Annotated in this window: 19 protein-coding genes, 2 tRNA genes and 1 pseudogene; 11 read left to right on the forward strand and 11 right to left on the reverse strand. The window is 73.9% G+C overall.

Features of this window, described 5'->3' with window-relative positions:
* The first annotated feature begins 53 nt into the window (after positions 1-53).
* Positions 54-129: transfer RNA gene (locus ACWIX7_RS05845), tRNA-His, on the forward strand.
* A 127-nt stretch (positions 130-256) separates the two neighbouring features.
* Here the strand turns inward: ACWIX7_RS05845 and ACWIX7_RS05850 are convergent.
* The 3 genes from ACWIX7_RS05850 to ACWIX7_RS05860 all read right to left on the reverse strand — a co-directional run bounded on the left by ACWIX7_RS05850 (position 257) and on the right by ACWIX7_RS05860 (position 2,865).
* A complete protein-coding gene (locus ACWIX7_RS05850) occupies positions 257-988 on the reverse strand; it encodes a GAF and ANTAR domain-containing protein (protein ID WP_448620614.1) in 732 nt (243 codons plus the stop codon).
* Between the two features lie 62 nt (positions 989-1,050).
* Positions 1,051-1,755 (reverse strand): GAF and ANTAR domain-containing protein, encoded by a 705-nt coding sequence (locus tag ACWIX7_RS05855; RefSeq protein WP_448620615.1) that lies wholly within the window; start codon positions 1,753-1,755, stop codon positions 1,051-1,053.
* A 126-nt stretch (positions 1,756-1,881) separates the two neighbouring features.
* Positions 1,882-2,865, reverse strand: coding sequence for an ATP-binding protein (locus ACWIX7_RS05860; RefSeq protein ID WP_448620616.1), 984 nt, complete (start codon positions 2,863-2,865; stop codon positions 1,882-1,884).
* A gap of 557 nt (positions 2,866-3,422) precedes the next feature.
* On the opposite strand from ACWIX7_RS05860, the gene ACWIX7_RS05865 reads away from it, so the two are divergent.
* The 4 genes and pseudogenes from ACWIX7_RS05865 to ACWIX7_RS05880 all read left to right on the forward strand — a co-directional run bounded on the left by ACWIX7_RS05865 (position 3,423) and on the right by ACWIX7_RS05880 (position 6,611).
* Complete coding sequence (locus ACWIX7_RS05865) at positions 3,423-4,469, forward strand: zinc-dependent alcohol dehydrogenase family protein (protein ID WP_448620617.1); 1,047 nt, start codon at positions 3,423-3,425, stop codon at positions 4,467-4,469.
* Between the two features lie 59 nt (positions 4,470-4,528).
* Positions 4,529-4,615, forward strand: a pseudogene (locus tag ACWIX7_RS05870) (hypothetical protein); the annotation flags it as partial.
* Between the two features lie 25 nt (positions 4,616-4,640).
* Positions 4,641-4,904 carry a hypothetical protein gene (locus ACWIX7_RS05875; RefSeq protein ID WP_448622209.1) on the forward strand — a complete coding sequence of 88 codons (264 nt, stop codon included), beginning with the start codon at positions 4,641-4,643 and terminating at the stop codon, positions 4,902-4,904.
* Positions 4,905-5,528: 624 nt separating this feature from the next.
* Positions 5,529-6,611 (forward strand): heparan-alpha-glucosaminide N-acetyltransferase domain-containing protein, encoded by a 1,083-nt coding sequence (locus ACWIX7_RS05880; RefSeq protein WP_448620618.1) that lies wholly within the window; start codon positions 5,529-5,531, stop codon positions 6,609-6,611.
* A 5-nt stretch (positions 6,612-6,616) separates the two neighbouring features.
* On the opposite strand, the gene ACWIX7_RS05885 is transcribed toward ACWIX7_RS05880, so the two are convergent.
* The 4 genes from ACWIX7_RS05885 to ACWIX7_RS05900 form a co-directional block, all read right to left on the reverse strand.
* Positions 6,617-6,877 (reverse strand): hypothetical protein, encoded by a 261-nt coding sequence (locus ACWIX7_RS05885; RefSeq protein WP_448620619.1) that lies wholly within the window; start codon positions 6,875-6,877, stop codon positions 6,617-6,619.
* A gap of 192 nt (positions 6,878-7,069) precedes the next feature.
* A complete protein-coding gene (locus ACWIX7_RS05890) occupies positions 7,070-7,855 on the reverse strand; it encodes an ANTAR domain-containing protein (RefSeq protein WP_448620620.1) in 786 nt (261 codons plus the stop codon).
* 286 nt (positions 7,856-8,141) lie between these two features.
* Positions 8,142-9,380: a globin domain-containing protein gene (locus ACWIX7_RS05895; RefSeq protein WP_448620621.1), complete on the reverse strand. Its 1,239-nt coding sequence runs from the start codon at positions 9,378-9,380 to the stop codon at positions 8,142-8,144.
* Positions 9,381-9,500: 120 nt separating this feature from the next.
* A complete protein-coding gene (locus ACWIX7_RS05900; protein WP_448620622.1) occupies positions 9,501-10,838 on the reverse strand; it encodes a methyl-accepting chemotaxis protein in 1,338 nt (445 codons plus the stop codon).
* Between the two features lie 159 nt (positions 10,839-10,997).
* Between ACWIX7_RS05900 and ACWIX7_RS05905 the strand changes: the two genes are divergently transcribed.
* Positions 10,998-11,243, forward strand: coding sequence for a hypothetical protein (locus ACWIX7_RS05905; protein WP_448620623.1), 246 nt, complete (start codon positions 10,998-11,000; stop codon positions 11,241-11,243).
* An 81-nt stretch (positions 11,244-11,324) separates the two neighbouring features.
* Here the strand turns inward: ACWIX7_RS05905 and ACWIX7_RS05910 are convergent, their stop codons facing one another.
* From ACWIX7_RS05910 to ACWIX7_RS05925, 4 genes are all read right to left on the reverse strand, one after another.
* Positions 11,325-11,606, reverse strand: a complete 282-nt coding sequence (locus ACWIX7_RS05910; protein ID WP_448620624.1) for a ubiquitin-like small modifier protein 1 — start codon at positions 11,604-11,606, stop codon at positions 11,325-11,327.
* Positions 11,607-11,608: 2 nt separating this feature from the next.
* Positions 11,609-12,688, reverse strand: coding sequence for an exo-alpha-sialidase (locus tag ACWIX7_RS05915; protein ID WP_448620625.1), 1,080 nt, complete (start codon positions 12,686-12,688; stop codon positions 11,609-11,611).
* 69 nt (positions 12,689-12,757) lie between these two features.
* A complete protein-coding gene (locus ACWIX7_RS05920; RefSeq protein WP_448620626.1) occupies positions 12,758-13,231 on the reverse strand; it encodes a hypothetical protein in 474 nt (157 codons plus the stop codon).
* Between the two features lie 62 nt (positions 13,232-13,293).
* Positions 13,294-14,469, reverse strand: a complete 1,176-nt coding sequence (locus ACWIX7_RS05925; RefSeq protein ID WP_448620627.1) for a L,D-transpeptidase — start codon at positions 14,467-14,469, stop codon at positions 13,294-13,296.
* Positions 14,470-14,645: 176 nt separating this feature from the next.
* Between ACWIX7_RS05925 and ACWIX7_RS05930 the strand changes: the two genes are divergently transcribed.
* The 5 genes from ACWIX7_RS05930 to ACWIX7_RS05950 all read left to right on the forward strand — a co-directional run bounded on the left by ACWIX7_RS05930 (position 14,646) and on the right by ACWIX7_RS05950 (position 16,734).
* A tRNA-Lys gene (locus ACWIX7_RS05930) sits at positions 14,646-14,718 on the forward strand.
* A 192-nt stretch (positions 14,719-14,910) separates the two neighbouring features.
* Complete coding sequence (locus ACWIX7_RS05935) at positions 14,911-15,147, forward strand: hypothetical protein (RefSeq protein WP_448620628.1); 237 nt, start codon at positions 14,911-14,913, stop codon at positions 15,145-15,147.
* The gene (locus tag ACWIX7_RS05940) at positions 15,144-15,554 is read left to right on the forward strand and encodes a type II toxin-antitoxin system VapC family toxin (protein ID WP_448620629.1); all 411 of its coding nucleotides are present in this window, start codon (positions 15,144-15,146) and stop codon (positions 15,552-15,554) included. Before ACWIX7_RS05935 ends, ACWIX7_RS05940 begins: the two co-directional genes overlap by 4 nt.
* Before the next feature lie 384 nt (positions 15,555-15,938).
* Positions 15,939-16,277, forward strand: a complete 339-nt coding sequence (locus tag ACWIX7_RS05945) for a hypothetical protein (RefSeq protein WP_448620630.1) — start codon at positions 15,939-15,941, stop codon at positions 16,275-16,277.
* Between the two features lie 94 nt (positions 16,278-16,371).
* Complete coding sequence (locus tag ACWIX7_RS05950) at positions 16,372-16,734, forward strand: hypothetical protein (RefSeq protein ID WP_448620631.1); 363 nt, start codon at positions 16,372-16,374, stop codon at positions 16,732-16,734.
* Positions 16,735-16,806 lie beyond the last annotated feature (72 nt).

Consider the following 16,806-nt stretch of genomic DNA (forward strand, 5'->3'; position numbering starts at 1 on the left):
GTGGTACCGGTTCCCCGGACGACCCGCTGACGAGCGGCCGTCCGGGAGACGTGGTGGGTGTAGCTCAGCTGGTAGAGCACCAGGTTGTGATCCTGGGTGTCGCGGGTTCGAGCCCCGTCACTCACCCCACGCAGGGAGGCCCTGGTCAGGCGACTGACCAGGGCCTCTCCCGTTCCGGGGGTGGGCGCTGAGGTGCACGCCTGCCTGACGCTGCCCTCGTGAGGTGGCGAACCGGGCCCGTCCGCAGCGGCAGCGCTCAGCCCGGGTCGCTCACCGGCTGGAGGTCGTCGTGGTCCAGCGAGCCGGTCACGACGGCCTCGGCGACGGTCGTCAGCTGCTGGCCGGTCCGCCGGGCGTGGGTCCGCATCCGGCTGAACGCCTCGCCGACGCTGATGGCGGCCCGTGCCGACAGCACGCCCTTGGCCTGCTCGATCATGATCCGGCTGTGCAGCGCGGTCTGCAGCTGCTCGGCCAGCACGATATGGTCGCGCAGGGCCCGCTCGTGCAGCAGGCTGATGGTGGCGATGTCGGCCATGCCCTGGGCGACGGCGAGGTGGTCGCCGGTGAGCTCCGTGCGCTCGACGGTGAACAGGTTCAGCGCGCCGACCACCTGCCGCCGCAGTCGCAGCGGCAGCGCGTGGCTGTAGGCGAACCCGGACCCCAGCGCCGCCTCGGTGAACACCGGCCACCGACTCCCGGAGGCGGCCAGGTCGACGTTCGCGATGGCCTCACCGGTGGCGAAGCAGTCCAGGCAGGGGCCCTCCGCCTTCTGCAGCTCGAACAGTTCGAGCAGCCGGGCGGACTCGTCGGTGTAGGCGACCACCTGGAGCCTGCCGCGCTGGTCGTCGAGCATCAGCCCGGCTGCGTCGGTGTCGACCAGTTCGACACAGCGCTCGGTCAGGGTCTGCAGGAAGTCCACGACGTCGAACTCCTCGACCAAGGTGTCGGCGAGCTCGACGAAGACCTCCGCGAGGCGCTGTTCCCGCACCCTCACTCCCTCCCGCCCCGTCGACCGGGTCTCATCCTGCGTCCGGTGACCACGTCGTGCTGTCAACCACTGTCGCCGACCTCCCGGAAGTCCACCGTTCCAGAGAGGACGTCCCGCGCCAGGTCGCCGAGGGGCCGCTGGTCGGCGAAGGCCCGCGCACGGAGCAGGACCAGGGCCTCCGCCAGGCCGACGGCAGCCTGCACGGAGACGACCCCGGTCGCCTGGTGCACCTCGGCCCGGTCGTCGAGCACGGGGACCGCGCTCGACGCGGCGGTGCTGGCCTCCTCGTGCAGCAGGAGCAGTGTCGCCGCGTCGGCGAAGGACAGCGCCTCGGCGAGCTCGTCGGTCGACAGCGGGCCGGCCCGGTCCCGGTAGAGGTCCAGCACGCCGAGCCGGATGGCGCCCACGCGGAGGGGGAAGGCGAAGACGGCGCGGACTCCGGCCTCCAGCGCTCCTCCGGCGAAGCCGGGCCAGCGCAGCGGCGCGGTCCGGGCGAGGTCCGGCTGCAGCACCGGTCGGCCGGTCTGCGAGGCGTCCACGCACGGCCCCTCCCCCAGGGTGAACTGCAGCTCCTCCAGCTCCTGCGCCGCGCCGTCGGTCGCGGCGATGATCCCCGCCGGGCCGTCATCGGTCATCAGCGCCAGCCCCACCCCGCTCACCGGCAGGGAGCGGACGCAGGCGGCGGCCAGGCTGGCCGGCAGGCCGGTGCCGTCGGGTGACTGGGCCCAGGCCGCGCGGAGGATCTCGGCCACTCGTATCGACGCCACGTGCACCTCCAACCTGCACCCTGCCCGCCTGGCTCGGCGATCAGCATGCCGGGCGCCGGGAGGTCCGGCGGGGACGGCCGCCTGGCTCATGACGCGCGGCGCACCGGCGGCGGCGCTGCCGTCCGGTCAGCCCGACGGTCCGGGCCGGTTGCGCAGGACCACCGTCGTGCCGCGTGACCCGACGGTGAGCGTGGCGTCGGCCAGGACGCCGATCATCTGCAGTCCGCGGCCGCGGTGGCCCCCGGTGAAGGGTGTCTGCCAGCGACCGTGGTCCTGGACCACGATGCGAGCCCAGTGCTCCCCGACCTCGGTGAGGACGTCGAAGAAGGGCATCGTGGGGAGGCGGGCGTGCTCGACGGCGTTGGCGCCGGCCTCACCGGCGGCCAGCACCAGATCCTCGAGCTCGTCGTCGGGCAGACCGGACATGTCGAGGAGGGGGCGCAGCTCCAGCCGCATCGCACGGACCGATGTGGGGATCGACGGCCAGCGCCACTGCCGGCGCTGCCACCACGGCGGTCCGGGCGAGGAGGTCGACACCGGCGGCCAGGGCCCGGAGGCAGCGGCCGGGTAGGCAGCGGTGCCGTCGTCCGCCGTGTGGACGTCGAGCCCGGCAACGCGGGGCAGGACCTCGACCCCGACCGGGACGCGGAGGGATCCCGCCGCCGTGCCGTCGATCCGCCGATGTCCGTTGCGGTCCGCCACCGGCATCCGCGGCCAGCCCGGTCGCGGCTCGGGGGCAGCGGCCGTGCCCCGACCGGAAGGGCGGAGCGGTTCTACGGGAGCGCCGTGGTCCAGGCCGGCGTAGTAGCGGCGGAGCTCCTCCTCTTGATGTCGGTCCAGGCGCCCGGCGGACCCGTCCGCAGGCGGAGCACCGGAGACGTCGGCCGCCGTGTAGGACACCTGGACCGACCCGTCGAGCAGACATGCCTCCGTGAGCGGGACGACGACGGCGTCCCCGGGGGGAGGTCCGCAGACCACGGTTATGTAGGCCGGTTCGCTCGTCTGGACGTCCAGGACCACGTCCACGATGCGTCCCACGGACTGACCGGCGCTGTCGACCACCCCCGCTCCGTCGGCCATGACGGCGCGGATCTGCTGCCGCGTGATCACGGTGTCCTCACGACGGCGCTGCTCGGCCGGGCACCGTGGAGGGCGCGCAGGGGCCCGGGTGGTGCCTGCGACCGGCTGCCGCGATCCCGTGGCGACGGAGGGCGGCGGACCTGGCCGGGGACCGGCGGACCCCACTCGAGGGGCATGGAGGCGACGTCGGCGGAGGCGAGGTCGATGGAGGCGCGCACGGAGTTCTCCCCAGGAAACCGGTGAGGTCGCCGGGTCCGGGGCCACCCATGAGCGGCTACAGCCGCTCCCGGTGCCGACCCTACGCGGCGAGGTCGGCTTCCGACAGTCGGCGTCACGGTGTGCAGCCGGGTCGGGGACCACCGGGTCCTCACCGCCGCACGGTCATGCCCTCGGTCCATCAGCCGGGCCACCTGGAAGCGGCTGAGGCCGTACTCCGCGATGTCGACCTTCGACGCATCGTCGACGAAGCAGCGGCGCGCGACCGCGGCCGTCAGCACGAGTTGGGCAGGCCTCCTTTCCGGGAACACGTCCACGAGCCCGGCCGACTCACCCGCCGGAGCTCGCCCACAGACGACGGAGGAGAGCAGATGCCCGAGATGACCGGCGTCCGCCTGCCCGGCGACAGCACCGTCCAGCACGTCACGGTCACCGTGCCGGAGCCGGGACACGGTCAGGTGCTGCTGCGGATGAAGGCGTCCTCGATCTGCGGCAGCGACATCCGGGCCATCTACCGCGAGCACCTGGGCACCGGGCCGGAGGCCTACCAGGGCGTCATCGCCGGCCACGAGCCGTGCGGCCAGGTCGTCGCCGTCGGCCCCGGCGCCCGGCGGCTGCAGCCCGGCGACCGGGTCGTCGTCTACCACATCGCCGGCTGCGGCGTCTGCGAGGAGTGCCGCGCGGGCTACATGATCGGCTGCACGTCACCCCTGCGCGCGGCACACGGCTGGCAGCGCGACGGCGGGCACGCCGAGTACCTGCTGGCCGAGGAGGCGACCTGCATCCTGCTGCCCGAGCCGCTGACCTACGTCGACGGCGCGCTCGTCTCGTGTGGCTTCGGCACCGCCTACGAGGGCCTCCTCCGGCTGCAGCTCTCCGGCCGGGACCGACTGCTCATCACCGGCCTCGGGCCGGTCGGGCTGGCCGTCGCCATGCTGGGCCGGGCGCTGGGCGCCGGGCCCATCATCGCCACCGACGTCGCACCCGAACGGCTGCAGATGGCCGAGAACCTGGGCCTGGTCGACCACGCCGTCCCGGCCGACGAGCAGGCCACCACCACGATCCGGCAGCTCACTGACGGCCGCGGCTGCGAGGCGAGCATCGACTGCTCCGGCAGCGGCGCCGCGCGCGTGGTCGCCCTGGAGAACACCCGGACCTGGGGGCGCTGCGCCTTCGTCGGCGAGGGCGGGCAGATCACCTTCCCGGTGTCCGAGCTGCTGATCCACAAGCAGATCACGCTGCACGGCTCCTGGGTGACGTCCTTGCAGCACATGGAGGAGCTGCTGGAGCACCTGGTGCGCTGGGACCTGCACCCCGAGCGCATCGTCACCCACCGCTTCCCGCTCGACCGGGCCGACGAGGCCTACCGCGTCGCCGACCGGGGTGCCGCGGGCAAGGTCTGCATCGTCTTCGAGTGACCCGTCCCGGGAGGCGGTCCCCGCACCGCACGGCCCGGCCGTAGCAGGGGCAGGGGCAGGTGGAGGAGGTCACGACCGCCCGGCAACCGGCCTACGACCCGGCCTGCTACCTGTGCCCGGGCAACGAGCGGGCCGGCGGCGCGCGCAACCCCCGGTGCGGGCTCCACCCACGTGTTCGACGACGACTCCGCCGCTCTCGCGCCGGACGTGATCCCGGAGGAGGACGACCGGAAGGGTCTGCTGGTCGCGCAGAGCGAGCGCGGCATGCGCCGGGTGGTGACGGACCCGGTCGAGGCCGCCGAGCTCGACGTACTGGTGCCGTTCTGGGCGGTCTGGCCGTTCGAGAGCCTCGTCCTCCCGCGGACCCACGCCGGCGCCCTCCCCGAGCTCGGCCCGACCGACGGGACGGGCTGGCCGACATCCTGCGGCGCCTGACCCGCCGCTATTCGTCGACATCGCACTGGCCACTCCTGGGGTCCTCGGCGCCCGGCTGACCGGCGCCGGCTCCGTTCAGCGGCTGTGCCGTCTCCGTGGTCACCGCCGACAATGCCGAGCGCGCGGGCCGCGACGCTCCCCGCCCGCTACCGAGACGCCACTGGCCGACCCGGAACCGCGTCCGTCACCGTCCCCAGCGAGGGGACCCGCGTTCACTGGCCAGCCGGTGTACCGCACCAGCCACTGCGGGGCCCGCGACGACCGGAAGGGCGGGGCGCACGCGCATCCCGGTCGCCGGTGGAGCTGGGTGGATCGCCAGCGTGGTCACCGCGGCCCTCCTGAGGCCTGAGGCAAGACGGGGACAGGGAGAGGTAAGAAGTCGGCCACGCGGGACAAGAAGTCGGTAGAGGAGCGTACGAACTCGTCCCCGCCAGCCTCTGGATGCGAGAAAGGCAGCGCGACCTGATCGCGCCCGCCCGGCCGAAGCACTCGACCGGCCCGCAAACCTCCTCGACCTGACCGGAGCGACACGCCATGCCCCTGCTCTGCCCGCCCGGCGTCCCGACCGCCGCGCCACCCCCCGGCCGGCCTCCCGAGCCACGACGCGGCCAGCGGTCCGGCCGCGTGATCGGGCTGGACGTGGCGCGGGCCCTGGCGGTGTTCGGCATGCTGGGCGCACACGTCGGCGGGGTGTCCGCCGACGTGCTCGCCTCGCCGTCGAGCTGGCTGGGAGCGGTGCACGGCCGGTCCTCGGTCCTCTTCGCGGTGCTCGCCGGGGTGTCGCTGGCACTGCTGACCGGCCGCACCGTCGCCCCGGCCGGTGAGGACCTGGTCCTCGCCCGGACCCGGGTCCTCGTGCGGGCGGCGTGGGTGTTCGGCATCGGCGTCGCGCTGGAGGCCCTCGGCACCGACATCGACGTGATCCTGGGCGTCTACGGGGTGCTGTTCGTCCTGGCGCTGCCGTTCCTGCGCTGGTCGTCGCGCCGGTTGCTGCTCGCGGCGGCCGTGCTCGCGGTCCTGACGCCCCCGGTGGCGCTGCTGTCGACGGTGTGGGCGCAGGCCGCGGGGCTCGAGCAGTCCCCGGTCGTGCTGCTCCTGCTCAACGGCCCCTACCCGGCCCTGATCTGGTGGACCTTCATCCTGGTCGGCATGGCCGTGGGCCGCTCCGACCTGGGATCGCCGCAGGCGCGCACACGGCTGCTGACCGCAGGCGGAACCCTGGCCGTCCTCGGCTACGGCGCCGGCTGGACGACCACCCGCTGGTGGGGGCAGGCGGCGTCGACGCAGGCCTGGGTCGACGGCGACATCGAAGCCCGCACCCAGAGCCTGGCCTGGCTCAGTGGCGCGGCGCCGCACAGCGGCACGACCCCCGAGATCGTCGGTTCGGTCGGTGTCGCGCTGGTCGCCATCACCGCGTGCCTGGTGGTTGCCGAGCGACTGCCGAGGGCCACCTTCCCGCTGGTGGCGGTCGGCGCGATGGCGCTGACCGCCTACACCGGTCACGTTCTCGTGCTCACCGTGCTGGACTGGGACGTCGAGGGCAGTGCGACGTGGCTGGCGTTCATCGCCGTGATGGTCGTGCTCTCCACCTGGTGGCGGCTGACCCTCGGCCAGGGGCCACTGGAGAGGCTGCTGTCCACCACCTCGCGCAGGGCGGCGGCGCTGGCGGTCCAGCACCTGGCACCCCGGTCGCAGCCGTCGTCCTAGTCCGCTCACCGACCTGCGGAGCGCGCCACCGCGACGCCCGTCTCCAGCGCATCCGCCGTGTCGGCAGCGGCGGGCAGCAGCAGGGTGAACACCGTCGGTGCCGTGCGCGAGAGCGTCAGCCGGCCCTGCTCGGCCCCGGCGAGGCGGCGGGCCAGGGCCAGGCCGATGCCGTGCCCGTCGCGCCGGTCGGCCCGCTGGGCGACGACGGTGCCGCCGAGGTCTTCCACGCTCGGGCCCTCGTCGGAGACGTCGACTGGCCGTGCCACCGCACCGTCGCCCTCACCCGCGGGTTCGAGCCCCGTCACCCGCCCACGGGCCGAGGTTCTGAGCGGGCGGCTGACCGGGGCCTCCCCCGTGGCCGAGGTGGGTGCTGGGGCGGCCTCGTCGCCCGCGGTTCTGGAGCGGCGAGGCCTCACCGCCGGAGTTCCCCGGGAAACGCCGGCGGCTGATCAGGAGTGTCACGGGGCAACTGGTCCGGGGCGACCGGGACCGGACCACCGACGGTCGCCTCGCGGTGTCACGGCGGGGAGTTCACCGGTGTGCACGAGGTGCTCGGCGATGTCCCGCACCTTCCGGTTGGCGTTCATCGACGCCTGGGTCAACAGCTGGAACGCCTGGTCCGGGGCCATCTTGTAGCGCTCCGTGAGCACGCCCTTGGCCTGGTCGATGGCCGCGCGTGACTCCAGCGCGGCCTGCAGGTCGTCCGCCGTGCGGCGAGCGCTCCGGTACGCGTACAGGTTGCCGGCCGCCACCGCCGCGTACGGGCCGAACCTGGTGGCCGTCGCCCGGCTGTCCTCGTCGAACGCGTCGGCCTGGTCGGCGTAGATGTTCAGCGCCCCGGTGACCTGCTCGTCCTCGTCGATGGCGAGCGGGATCGACAGGGAGCTGAGGTTGCCGTGCTCGACGGCGCGCTGCACGTAGTCGGGCCACCGGGTCTCGGTGCGGGTGTCGGTGATCTCGATGGGCTCGCCGGTGCGTGCGGCGTGCAGACACGGCCCGTGACCGCGGTCGTACTGCGAATCGTCGAGCGCGAGAGCCATCCGGCCCGTGGTCGCGACGGTGGCGGGACGGTCCTCGACCAGCAGCGTTCCCGACGCCTCGGGATCGGCGGGCATCACCGTCTCGGCCAGGTCGGCCACCGCCTGCAGCAGGTCCTCCGTCGACAGCTCGCGGAACGACAGTCGGCCCAGGTGCTCCAGCGCCTCGGCGGCGTTCGCCGACTGCTCGTCCTGGTCCCTGACCACGGCACGGCCTCCGGTCTGCTGCACACCGGGGGTGGGTGACCTCGGCCGCGGAACCTCGATCTGGGGTCCCGTGCTCGCTGCACGCCGCTGCCGGACGTGCGCCGGCGCCGGACTCCCGCGCCTGACTGGAGGCTACGCGCGTCGGGGGTGCATGGGGCACCCGGGGCACCCGGCGTCCGGGTGTGCACCGGCCTGACGAACCCGCCGGGCGCACACCGGCTCAAGGGTGGCGGACGGCGCACCACCCGTCCCGGACGCGGCCGACGGGTACCGGGGGCCGGGGGCGTCAGGCCTCCGCGCCGCTGCTGGGTGCGGGTTCGGTGCGGAGGTCGGCCTGCCACAGGTCCGGCCCGAACACCTCGTACTGGATGTCCTGGGGTCGGATGCCCCGCTCGACGAGGGCGCTGCGCACCGCCTGCATGAACGGCAGCGGACCGCACAGGTAGTAGGCCGCGCCGTCGGGCAGGTCGACCGCGCCGAGGTCCATCGTCCCGGCGTGCACGCCGTCGACCGGCAGCGCGCTGTCGGCGCCGGACTCGTACCAGACGTGCACCGTGGCGTTCGGCAGCGCCCGGGCGTCGTCGAGCACCTGGCGGCGCAGGGCGAAGGACGCCTCGTCGGCGTCGGCGTGCAGCAGGGTGATCGGCAGCCCGGAGCCGGCGTGCCGCAGGTGGGAGAGCATGCCGGCCATCGGGGCGATGCCGATGCCCGCGCAGGCGAAGACCGCCGGACGCCAGTCGTCGAGCACCACGTCACCGAAGGGCAGCGAGAGGGTCAGGACGTCACCGACCTGCACGGTGTCGCACAGGTGGGTGGACACCTCGCCGGCGGGCTTGCCGTTGCCGCGGACCCGCTTGACGGAGAACTGGCGGTGCTCGCCGTCGTCGGCCGCGGTCAGGCTGTACTGCCGCGGCTGGTGCACCCCGTCGGGCATGCGCACCTTGACGGACACGTACTGGCCCGGCAGCGAGGTCTTGACCAGCCGGTCGTCGACCCGCCGGACCCGGAAGGTGACCACCTCGTCGGTCTCGGCGGTCTTCTCCTCGACCCGCCAGTCCCGCCACACGGTGCCCGGGCGCACCCCGCGCGCGCTGTACAGACCCCGCTCCTGGTTGATCAGGGCGTAGGCCATCAGCCAGTAGACCTCGTCCCAGGCGGCGGCGACCTCGGGGGTGACCGCGTCGCCGAGCACGTCGGCGATCGCCCAGAACAGGTGCTCGTGCACGATCCGGTACTGGTCGGGGTGCAGACCCAGCGAGGCGTGCTTGTGCGCGATGCGGTTCAGCAGCTGCTCGGGCAGCTGCTCCGGCGTCCCCACCAGCGCGGAGGCGAAGGCGGCCACCGACCCGGCGAGCGCGACCTGCTGGGTGCCCTCGGCCTGGTTGCCGCGGTTGAACAGCCCGTCCAGCAGCTCCGGTCGGGCGGCGAACATGTGCTGGTAGAAGCGGCGTGCGATCTCACCGATGTTGTCGGCCACCGCCGGCAGCGTCGCCTCGACAACCGGTCGGGCCCGATCGGACAGCACGTGGCACTCCCCCTCGTGTCGCACCCCGGAACGGCCCGTTGCTGGGCCGCCCGCCGCCCATCCTGCGCGCATCCCGGCAGCCGTGCCCACCGGGGTCCGTCGCGGCGGGGATCCCGCGGATCAGTGCTCGTCGGCGACGATCCGCTGCAGGTCGGCGGCCATGCCCGCGGCCTCGTGCGAGGCGCCGGCGATGGCCTGCTGCGCCTGGGCGGTGGCCGCGCTCTGCTCCTCGACGGCGGCGGCGATGGTGCTCTGCGCGTCGACGACGCCGCGGATGATGTCCTCGACGCTGCCCAGCGCGGTCCCCGCCGTGTCGACCTCGTGCCGGACGGCGTCGACGACGGTGCGGATCCGCTCCGTGGCCCGGGCGGTCTCCAGCGCGAGGTCCTTGACCTCCTCCGCGACGACGGCGAAGCCCTTGCCCGCTTCGCCGGCGCGGGCCGACTCGATGGTGGCGTTGAGCGCCAGCAGGTTGGTCTGGTCGGCGATCGCGGAGATGCTCCCGGCGATCTGGTCGATCTCGGCCATGGTCCCGGCCAGCCGGTCGACGGTGGCCGCGCCGGTGCGCGACTGCGCGCTCGCCTCTCGGGCGGTGGTGCTCGCGCCGCTGGCCGCGGCAGCGATCTCGGCGATCGCCGAGCGCAGCCCCTCCATCACCTCGGTGGCCGTGGCGACGTTGCCGTCCAGCCGGCGCCCGGCGTCCACGAGGCCGGAGATGCGCTGGCCGAGCCGCAGGGCGCGCTCCTCGGCCACCTGCGCCTGCCGGACGGCCTCGTCGGCGGCGCGCGCCCGCTCCTCGGCCAGCTCGACCTCCGCGCGGGCCTGGGCGACCTGCTGCTCCTCGGCTCGCCGCTGCTCTGCCCGCCGTCCGGCCTCGGACTGCTCGGCGAACCTCCACCCGTAGGTCAGGAAGGTCGCCTCCACCAGCAGGAACGCCGCGTGCAGGGCGGCGAAGGCCAGCGGGTGCTCGTGCGCCTGGTGGGTGGTGGACACCGAGGTGGGCAGCCAGATGCCGGTGACGGTGTGGTGCACGGCGACGAAGGCGACGGCCAGCAGGAACGGCGTCCACATCTGGTACAGCGCGACCAGCGCCAGCAGCACGTAGAACCAGATGTGCAGGTCGGTGAGGCCGCCGCCGACGTGCAGCAGCACGTCGGCGCCGATCACCAGGCCCAGGCTCACGGCCGCGGCCCGGGCACCCGGGCCGCGCAGCACCAGGCCCAGCACCGTCAGGACGACGATCACGGCGAGCTGGCCCCACAGCAGCCACCCGCCCACGTCGCGCACCAGGCCGATGAGCACCAGCGCGGGCACGTGGGCGGCCAGCACCCCGGTGGTCACGCGGTGACGGGCGGCGAAGCTGCGGGCGTCGAGCTGGGCACCCCGCGGGACGGTCGCCCAGAACCCGCTGCGGACGTCGTCGTCGGGGTGCGTCGCCGGCGGCTGCGTGGTGGTCACGACGCCTCTTCGGTCCCGGACCGGGGATTGTTGAGCCCGAACCGGTCCCGGATCCGAGGACCGCACCCGTGTGACGGCAGCGACTCCTGGGACGGGTGCACCGGACACGCACTCCCCGGGTGCTGGCCCGGCCCGGCTCCCGCTGGCGACGCTGGGGCCATGACTCTCGCCTACTCCTACGGGACCGCTCACGCCGTCGTGATGGTCGGCTCGGTGGGCAGCGCGGAGGGCCTCGTCCCGCGGCAGATCGGGCCGGCGCACGCGACGATCGGCCGCGTGACCGGCCGCAGCCGCAAGGCGCTGTGCGGTGCCTACGTCGCGGTGGACGAGGAGACCGTGTGGCCGCCGGAGGACTACGACAGCTCGCAGCTGTGCGCGGAGTGCGCCGCGCTCGCCGTCCTCTGACTCAGCGACCCCTTTCGCTCCCGCGGGGCGCTCCGCTCCTCGCTCGCTGTCGCTCGCTGTCGGGCTTCAGCCCGTGTCCGCTCACCCGCCGGCCACCGACGGCAGCACCTGGACGACCGCGCCGTCGGGCACCGGCGTGCCCAGCCCGCCGGCGTACCGGACGTCGTCGCCGTCCACGTAGACGTTGACGAAGCGCCGTACCGCGCCGGCCTCGTCGCGGATCCGGCGGGCCAGCGCCGGGTGCACGGCGGCCAGCGTGTCCAACAGGTCGGCGAGCGTGCCGCCGGCCGGCTCGACCTGCAGGTGCTTCGTGCCGCCGGCCAGGTCGGCCAGGACGCCGGGCAGCACCACCTCGACAGCCATGGTCACATCCGGGCGGCGCGGACGACGAGCACGTCGGGCAGGTGGTCGGCGACCAGGGTGAAGGTGTCGCCCTCGTCGGCGCTGGCGTAGACGCAGCCGTCGCGGGTGCCGACGTAGAGCCCGGTCGGGTCGGCCCCGTCGGCGCAGGCCGCGTCGCGCACGACGGCCGCCCAACAGGCGTCGGGCAGGCCGGTGGTCAGGGCGGTCCAGGTCTCCCCCGCGTCGCGGGTGCGGTGCACCTGCAGCCGGCCCTCCGGCGGCACGCGCTGCACGTCGGCGACCAGCGGCACCACCCAGGCGGTGCCGGGGATGGACGGCGAGGCGACGACCGGGAAGCCGAAGTCGGCCGGCAGGCCCTCGGCGATCGAGGTCCAGGACCGCCCCGCGTCGTCGGTGCGGAGGACGCCGAAGTGGTTCTGGGCGTACAGGCGGTCCGGACCGGCCGCGTCGACGGCGACCTTGTGCACGCACTGGCCGTATTCGGGCGCGGGCTCGGGCATGAAGACGGCGCTGATGCCGGAGTTGCGCGGCTCCCACTCCCCGCTGCCGTCCTCGCTGACGTAGACGCCGCCGGTGCTCATCGCGACGGTCACCCGGTCCGAGGCGGGGTCGGGCAGCACCGTGTGCACCGCTCCGCCCCCGGCGCCGGGTTGCCAGGTCGACCGGTGCGGGTGGTTCCACAGCCCGCGGACCAGCTCGAAGCTGCAGCCGCCGTCGGTGCTGCGCCACAGCGAGTGCGGCTCGCAGCCTGCCCACACGACGCCGGGCCGGTCGGCGCTGTCGGGGCGCAGCTGCCAGACGCGGGCGAGCGCGGCGCCGGTGTCCTCGGGGAAGTGGATGGCGCCGGTCTCGGTCTCCTGCCAGCTGGCGCCGAGGTCGTCGGACCACATCACGGTCGGGCCCCAGTGGCCGTACTGGATGCCCGCGAGCACCCGCGGGGTCGAGCCGCGGGTGTCGATCGACACCGCCGCGACCTCCTGGGCGAGCAGGTGTGGCTCGCCCAGCGTCCAGGTGCGGCGGTCGTCCTCGCTGCGGGCGAGCCACAGGCCCTTGCGCGTGCCGATGGCGAGCAGGTCGGTCATGGCGCCCCTCCGGGTCGGGAGGGCGTCGGTCGGCCCCCTCGGACGTCAGACCGTCCCGGGCGCCGGAACTCAGCGGCGGGTGGCACCGCCGGCGGGCTGGTCGGGACCGGCCTGATCGCCGGCGTGCTGACCGGAACCGGCCTGATCGCCGACGTGCTGACCGGGACCGGCCGCGCCGTCCGTGCGGTTGCCGTGGCCGTCGGCGAGGCCGGGAGCCAGCTTCTCGGCCTTGGCGCGCAGCTGCTCGGCCGCCGATGCGTGCTCCTGCGCGGTGGCCGCCCGCTGCCGGGCCTCCTGCTCGGCCAGCCGGGTGCGCTCCTCGACCTCGGCGCGCTCCCGCCGGGCACGGGCCGCCTGCTCCTCGGCGGCCGCCTGCTCCTTCTCGGCCTGCGCCCTGCGCAGCTCCGCCTCGCGCAGGTGGTCGCGGGCCTGCTCCCGCTTCCGGGCGCTGTTGATGCGGTTGCGCTTGGCCATGGTCAGGGCGAGCGCTGCCAGCAGCGCCACCACGACCACGACGATCAGCACGATCACCCAGGTGTCCACGGCACTCTCCTCGCGCTCGGGGGACGCGGTGATCATGCCCCTCCGAGCCGGGTGAGAAACGGTCAGTCGAGCGCGCTGCCGGCCTTCCACTCCTCCCAGGGGATGGTCCAGTCGTGGATGGGCGAGCGCAGCGTGCCGGCGTCGGAGCCGCGGATCTCCACGACGTCCCCGGGCTGCGAGAACTCGAAGAACCAGCGGGCCCGCTCGGTGGAGAGGTTGATGCAGCCGTGCGAGACGTTCTCCCGGCCCTGTTGAGCCACCGACCACGGCGCGGCGTGCACGAACTCGCCGCTGTCGGAGATGCGGACGGCCCACTTGACCGGCGTGCGGTAGCCGCCGGGGCTGTCGACCGGGACGCCGTAGGTGCTGGAGTCCATGACCCGGTCGGCGTTCATCTCGGTCACCACGTGCGCGCCGTTGTAGCTGGGGTTGTCCGGGCTGCCGGCGCTCATCGGCCAGGTCTGCACCAGCTGGTCGCCGTCGTAGACCTCCATCTGGTGGGTGCTCGCGTCGGCGATGGACACGTGCCGCTCGCCGATGGAGAAGGAGACCGTGCGGTCGGTCTCGCCCCACACGCCGTTGCCCAGGTCGACGCCGTAGAGGTCGGCATCGAGGGTGACGTCGGTGTCGGCCGGCCAGTACTGCGACGGGCGGAAGTGCACCTCGGTGTCGCTGAACCAGTTCCAGACCCCGTCGGTCGGGGTCGAGCTGGTCACCTTCAGCTTGCGCTCGACGGCGGCCTTGTCGATGACCGGCTCGCGGAAGTAGACGCGGATCGGCATGCCGACGCCGACCGTCTGGCCGTCAAGCGGGCCGATCGACGGCGTCAGCCGGGTCCGCGGCGTGACCGTGGTGAAGGTGGTCGCGGCCTCGACGGGCTCCGCGCCCTCCCCCTCGGCGGTGGCGGTCAGCGTGTAGGTGGTGCCGTAGGCCAGCGGGGTCTCCGGCGTCCAGACGTCGACGGCGGGGTCCTCCGGCGAGTCGGCCACCGCGCCGGGAACCTCGGCCCCGGCACCGTCGACGACGTCCACGTCCGTGAGCTCGCCGTCCGTGACGGAGATCTCCAACGGGATCGTGGGCGAGACGTCGGTCGCACCGTCGGTGGGCGAGACCTCGACCGTGACCGGGGGCGCCTCGGCGGTGGTCGGCGCCGCCGCCGTCCCGCCGTCGCCGCTGCCCTGGCAGCCGGCCAGCAGGGCCAGTGCCGTGGCCATGACCAGCGCCGACGTCCTCCGCATCACCATCTCCTCCGCGTCCTGGGCAGTCGTCTCCCAGGACGACGGCTCACACCGACCCACCAGTGTCCACGTCGATGTCGGGACGACCTCGTCCGCTGCGTTGCAGGACCACCCGTCGACGGGCCCGGGAGCGCTGGTATCGTTCTGCCCCGTCGCCCGGCGCACCCGGACGACACGCGCCATTAGCTCAATTGGCAGAGCAGCTGACTCTTAATCAGCGGGTTCGGGGTTCGAGTCCCTGATGGCGCACCCAGCAACAGGCCGCTGACCTGCGGCTTCGCCGAGCACAGCAAGATCATTAGAGCGCCGGACCGGCCAGCTGTCCGCAAACAGTCCGCAGAAGTGCACGATCAGCAATCCTCGGAACGACCTGCGCGGCCACGCCGAGCCGGTGCCCACGGCGCGGCGGTCGAGGCCGCCGGCTCTGCCACCCTCGGCCTCATGACCAGCCGCGAGGACATCCGCCGCCTGGTGGACGCGTTGCCCGCGGCGCGCCTGCCGGCGGTCGAGCGACTGCTCTGGGCCGGCCTCGCGGACACCGACCCGACCGGACGGCGTCGCTTCGCCGGCACCGGCACCCTGTCGGCCGAGCAGGACCTGGCCGAGCGGTCGGAGCACGTCCTGCGCAGCGACGGCGACCCGGACGCCGCCGGCGGGCGCGACGCATCCAGCGCGTGATCGTCGTCGACACCGGCCCGGTCGTTGCGCTGGTCGACGACCGCGACGACCACCACGAGCACTGCCGGGACTTCCTGGTGACCCATCTCGGTCCCCTGCTGCTGCCCGCCACGGTCGTCACCGAGGTGTGCCTGTTGCTGGAAGGACGGCGCGGCACGCAGGCGGAGCTCGCCTTCCTCGCCGACGTCCGGGCCGGCCGGTTTCGGCTGGTGGACGACCTCGAGCCGGACCTCGACCGCATCGCCGAGCTGGTCGAGCGCTACGCCGACCTGCCGCTGGGCACCGTGGATGCCTCGGTCGTCGCGCTCACCGAACGGCTCGAGCTGGGCGAAGTTGCCACGCTCGACCGCCGAGACTCCTCCGTCGTCCGCCCCCGGCACACGCGCGCCCTCACCCTGCTCCCGTAGCCGGCACGAGCCTGCAGTTCTCCCGCACTACGCCGGAGCCAGCCGAGCCAGGGCACCGGAGAGGTACTGGAGAAGTACCGGAGGACGACGTCAGGACGCCGGATCGGCGTGCCGCACCTCGGCGAACGCCCCCACCCACCGGGCGGCGCGACGTGCTGGGGCCTGTCCTGCGGATCCTGTGCGCCAGCACTGCCGTCTGTGTTCCGGAGCGGCCCACTTGGGGACAGGTCGTTCGCCTGTCCCCTGTACGTGCAGCGGCCGGGCGACCGTTCAGGCGACCTCACTCGTGCGACGGTCGGCCCCAGGTGATCATGACGGCGTGCCGCCACCGACACCCGTCCGCCGGATGACAGGGCCATGACGTCAGGTCAGAAGGCCGGTGTCGTGCTCACGATCGTGGCCGATGCCCTGTGGTTGGTCGTCGTCATCGCCATCCTGGCGACCCCGCCGGACGCGGGCGCGAACATCGGCGCGGGACTCCTCGGCCTACTCGCCCTGCCGCTGTCCATCGTGGCGGCGGTCGTGCTGATCACCACGGCGGACGCGACCGTACCTGGTGCGGCGAGTGCCGCCTCCATCGCCCTGTGGGCGCTGTTCGTGGCCCTTTCGTGGACTTTCGCCGCGGGGAACGGCGTGCAGATCATCGTCGGACTGGCGGCGATCCTGGCCCTCAGCACGAGCGCCGTGCTCGTCGGCACGACCCACCGACGCCAACGGCGCTAGTGGCCTCTCAACCACCGGCTGTCTACGGGCACTGAGCGGCCGGCGCTGCCGTCCTTCCTCGGGGGCGGTGGCGCCGTGCTGCCACAGTGGGCGCGTGTCCAAGGAGCGGTTCGCGCACGACGCGTTGCTGTCGATGGAGCCTGGCGCCGACGACCGTGCGCCGGGCGGCGTCATCACCGTCGCCCTGTGCGGCAGCTGGGAACACGAGCCGCCGTGCCCGCTCGCTCCGCACCACACCCGGGCTGAGCGGGTAGGGGACGAGGTTCGGCTGCGGGTCCTCTTCGTGGCCGAGCCGGACGAAGAATCGCGAGTGCGGGCCATGATCGACGACGCCCTGGCCGAGGGGACGAGCGCGACCCCGGCGGGCGGGACTGTCTCGTGGCGGCTCGTTGGTACGTGGGCGTCGGAGGTCCGGCCGGAGGAGCAGGAGCACGCTGAACGTCTGGCGCGGAGCTGAGCGCGCCGGTGCAGCAGCGGCGCGGCCATCTGACGGAGCGCTGCTGCTCGAGAGGTCGTTGCGGCCGGGCGG

Source organism: Geodermatophilus sp. URMC 65 (assembly GCF_053502545.1).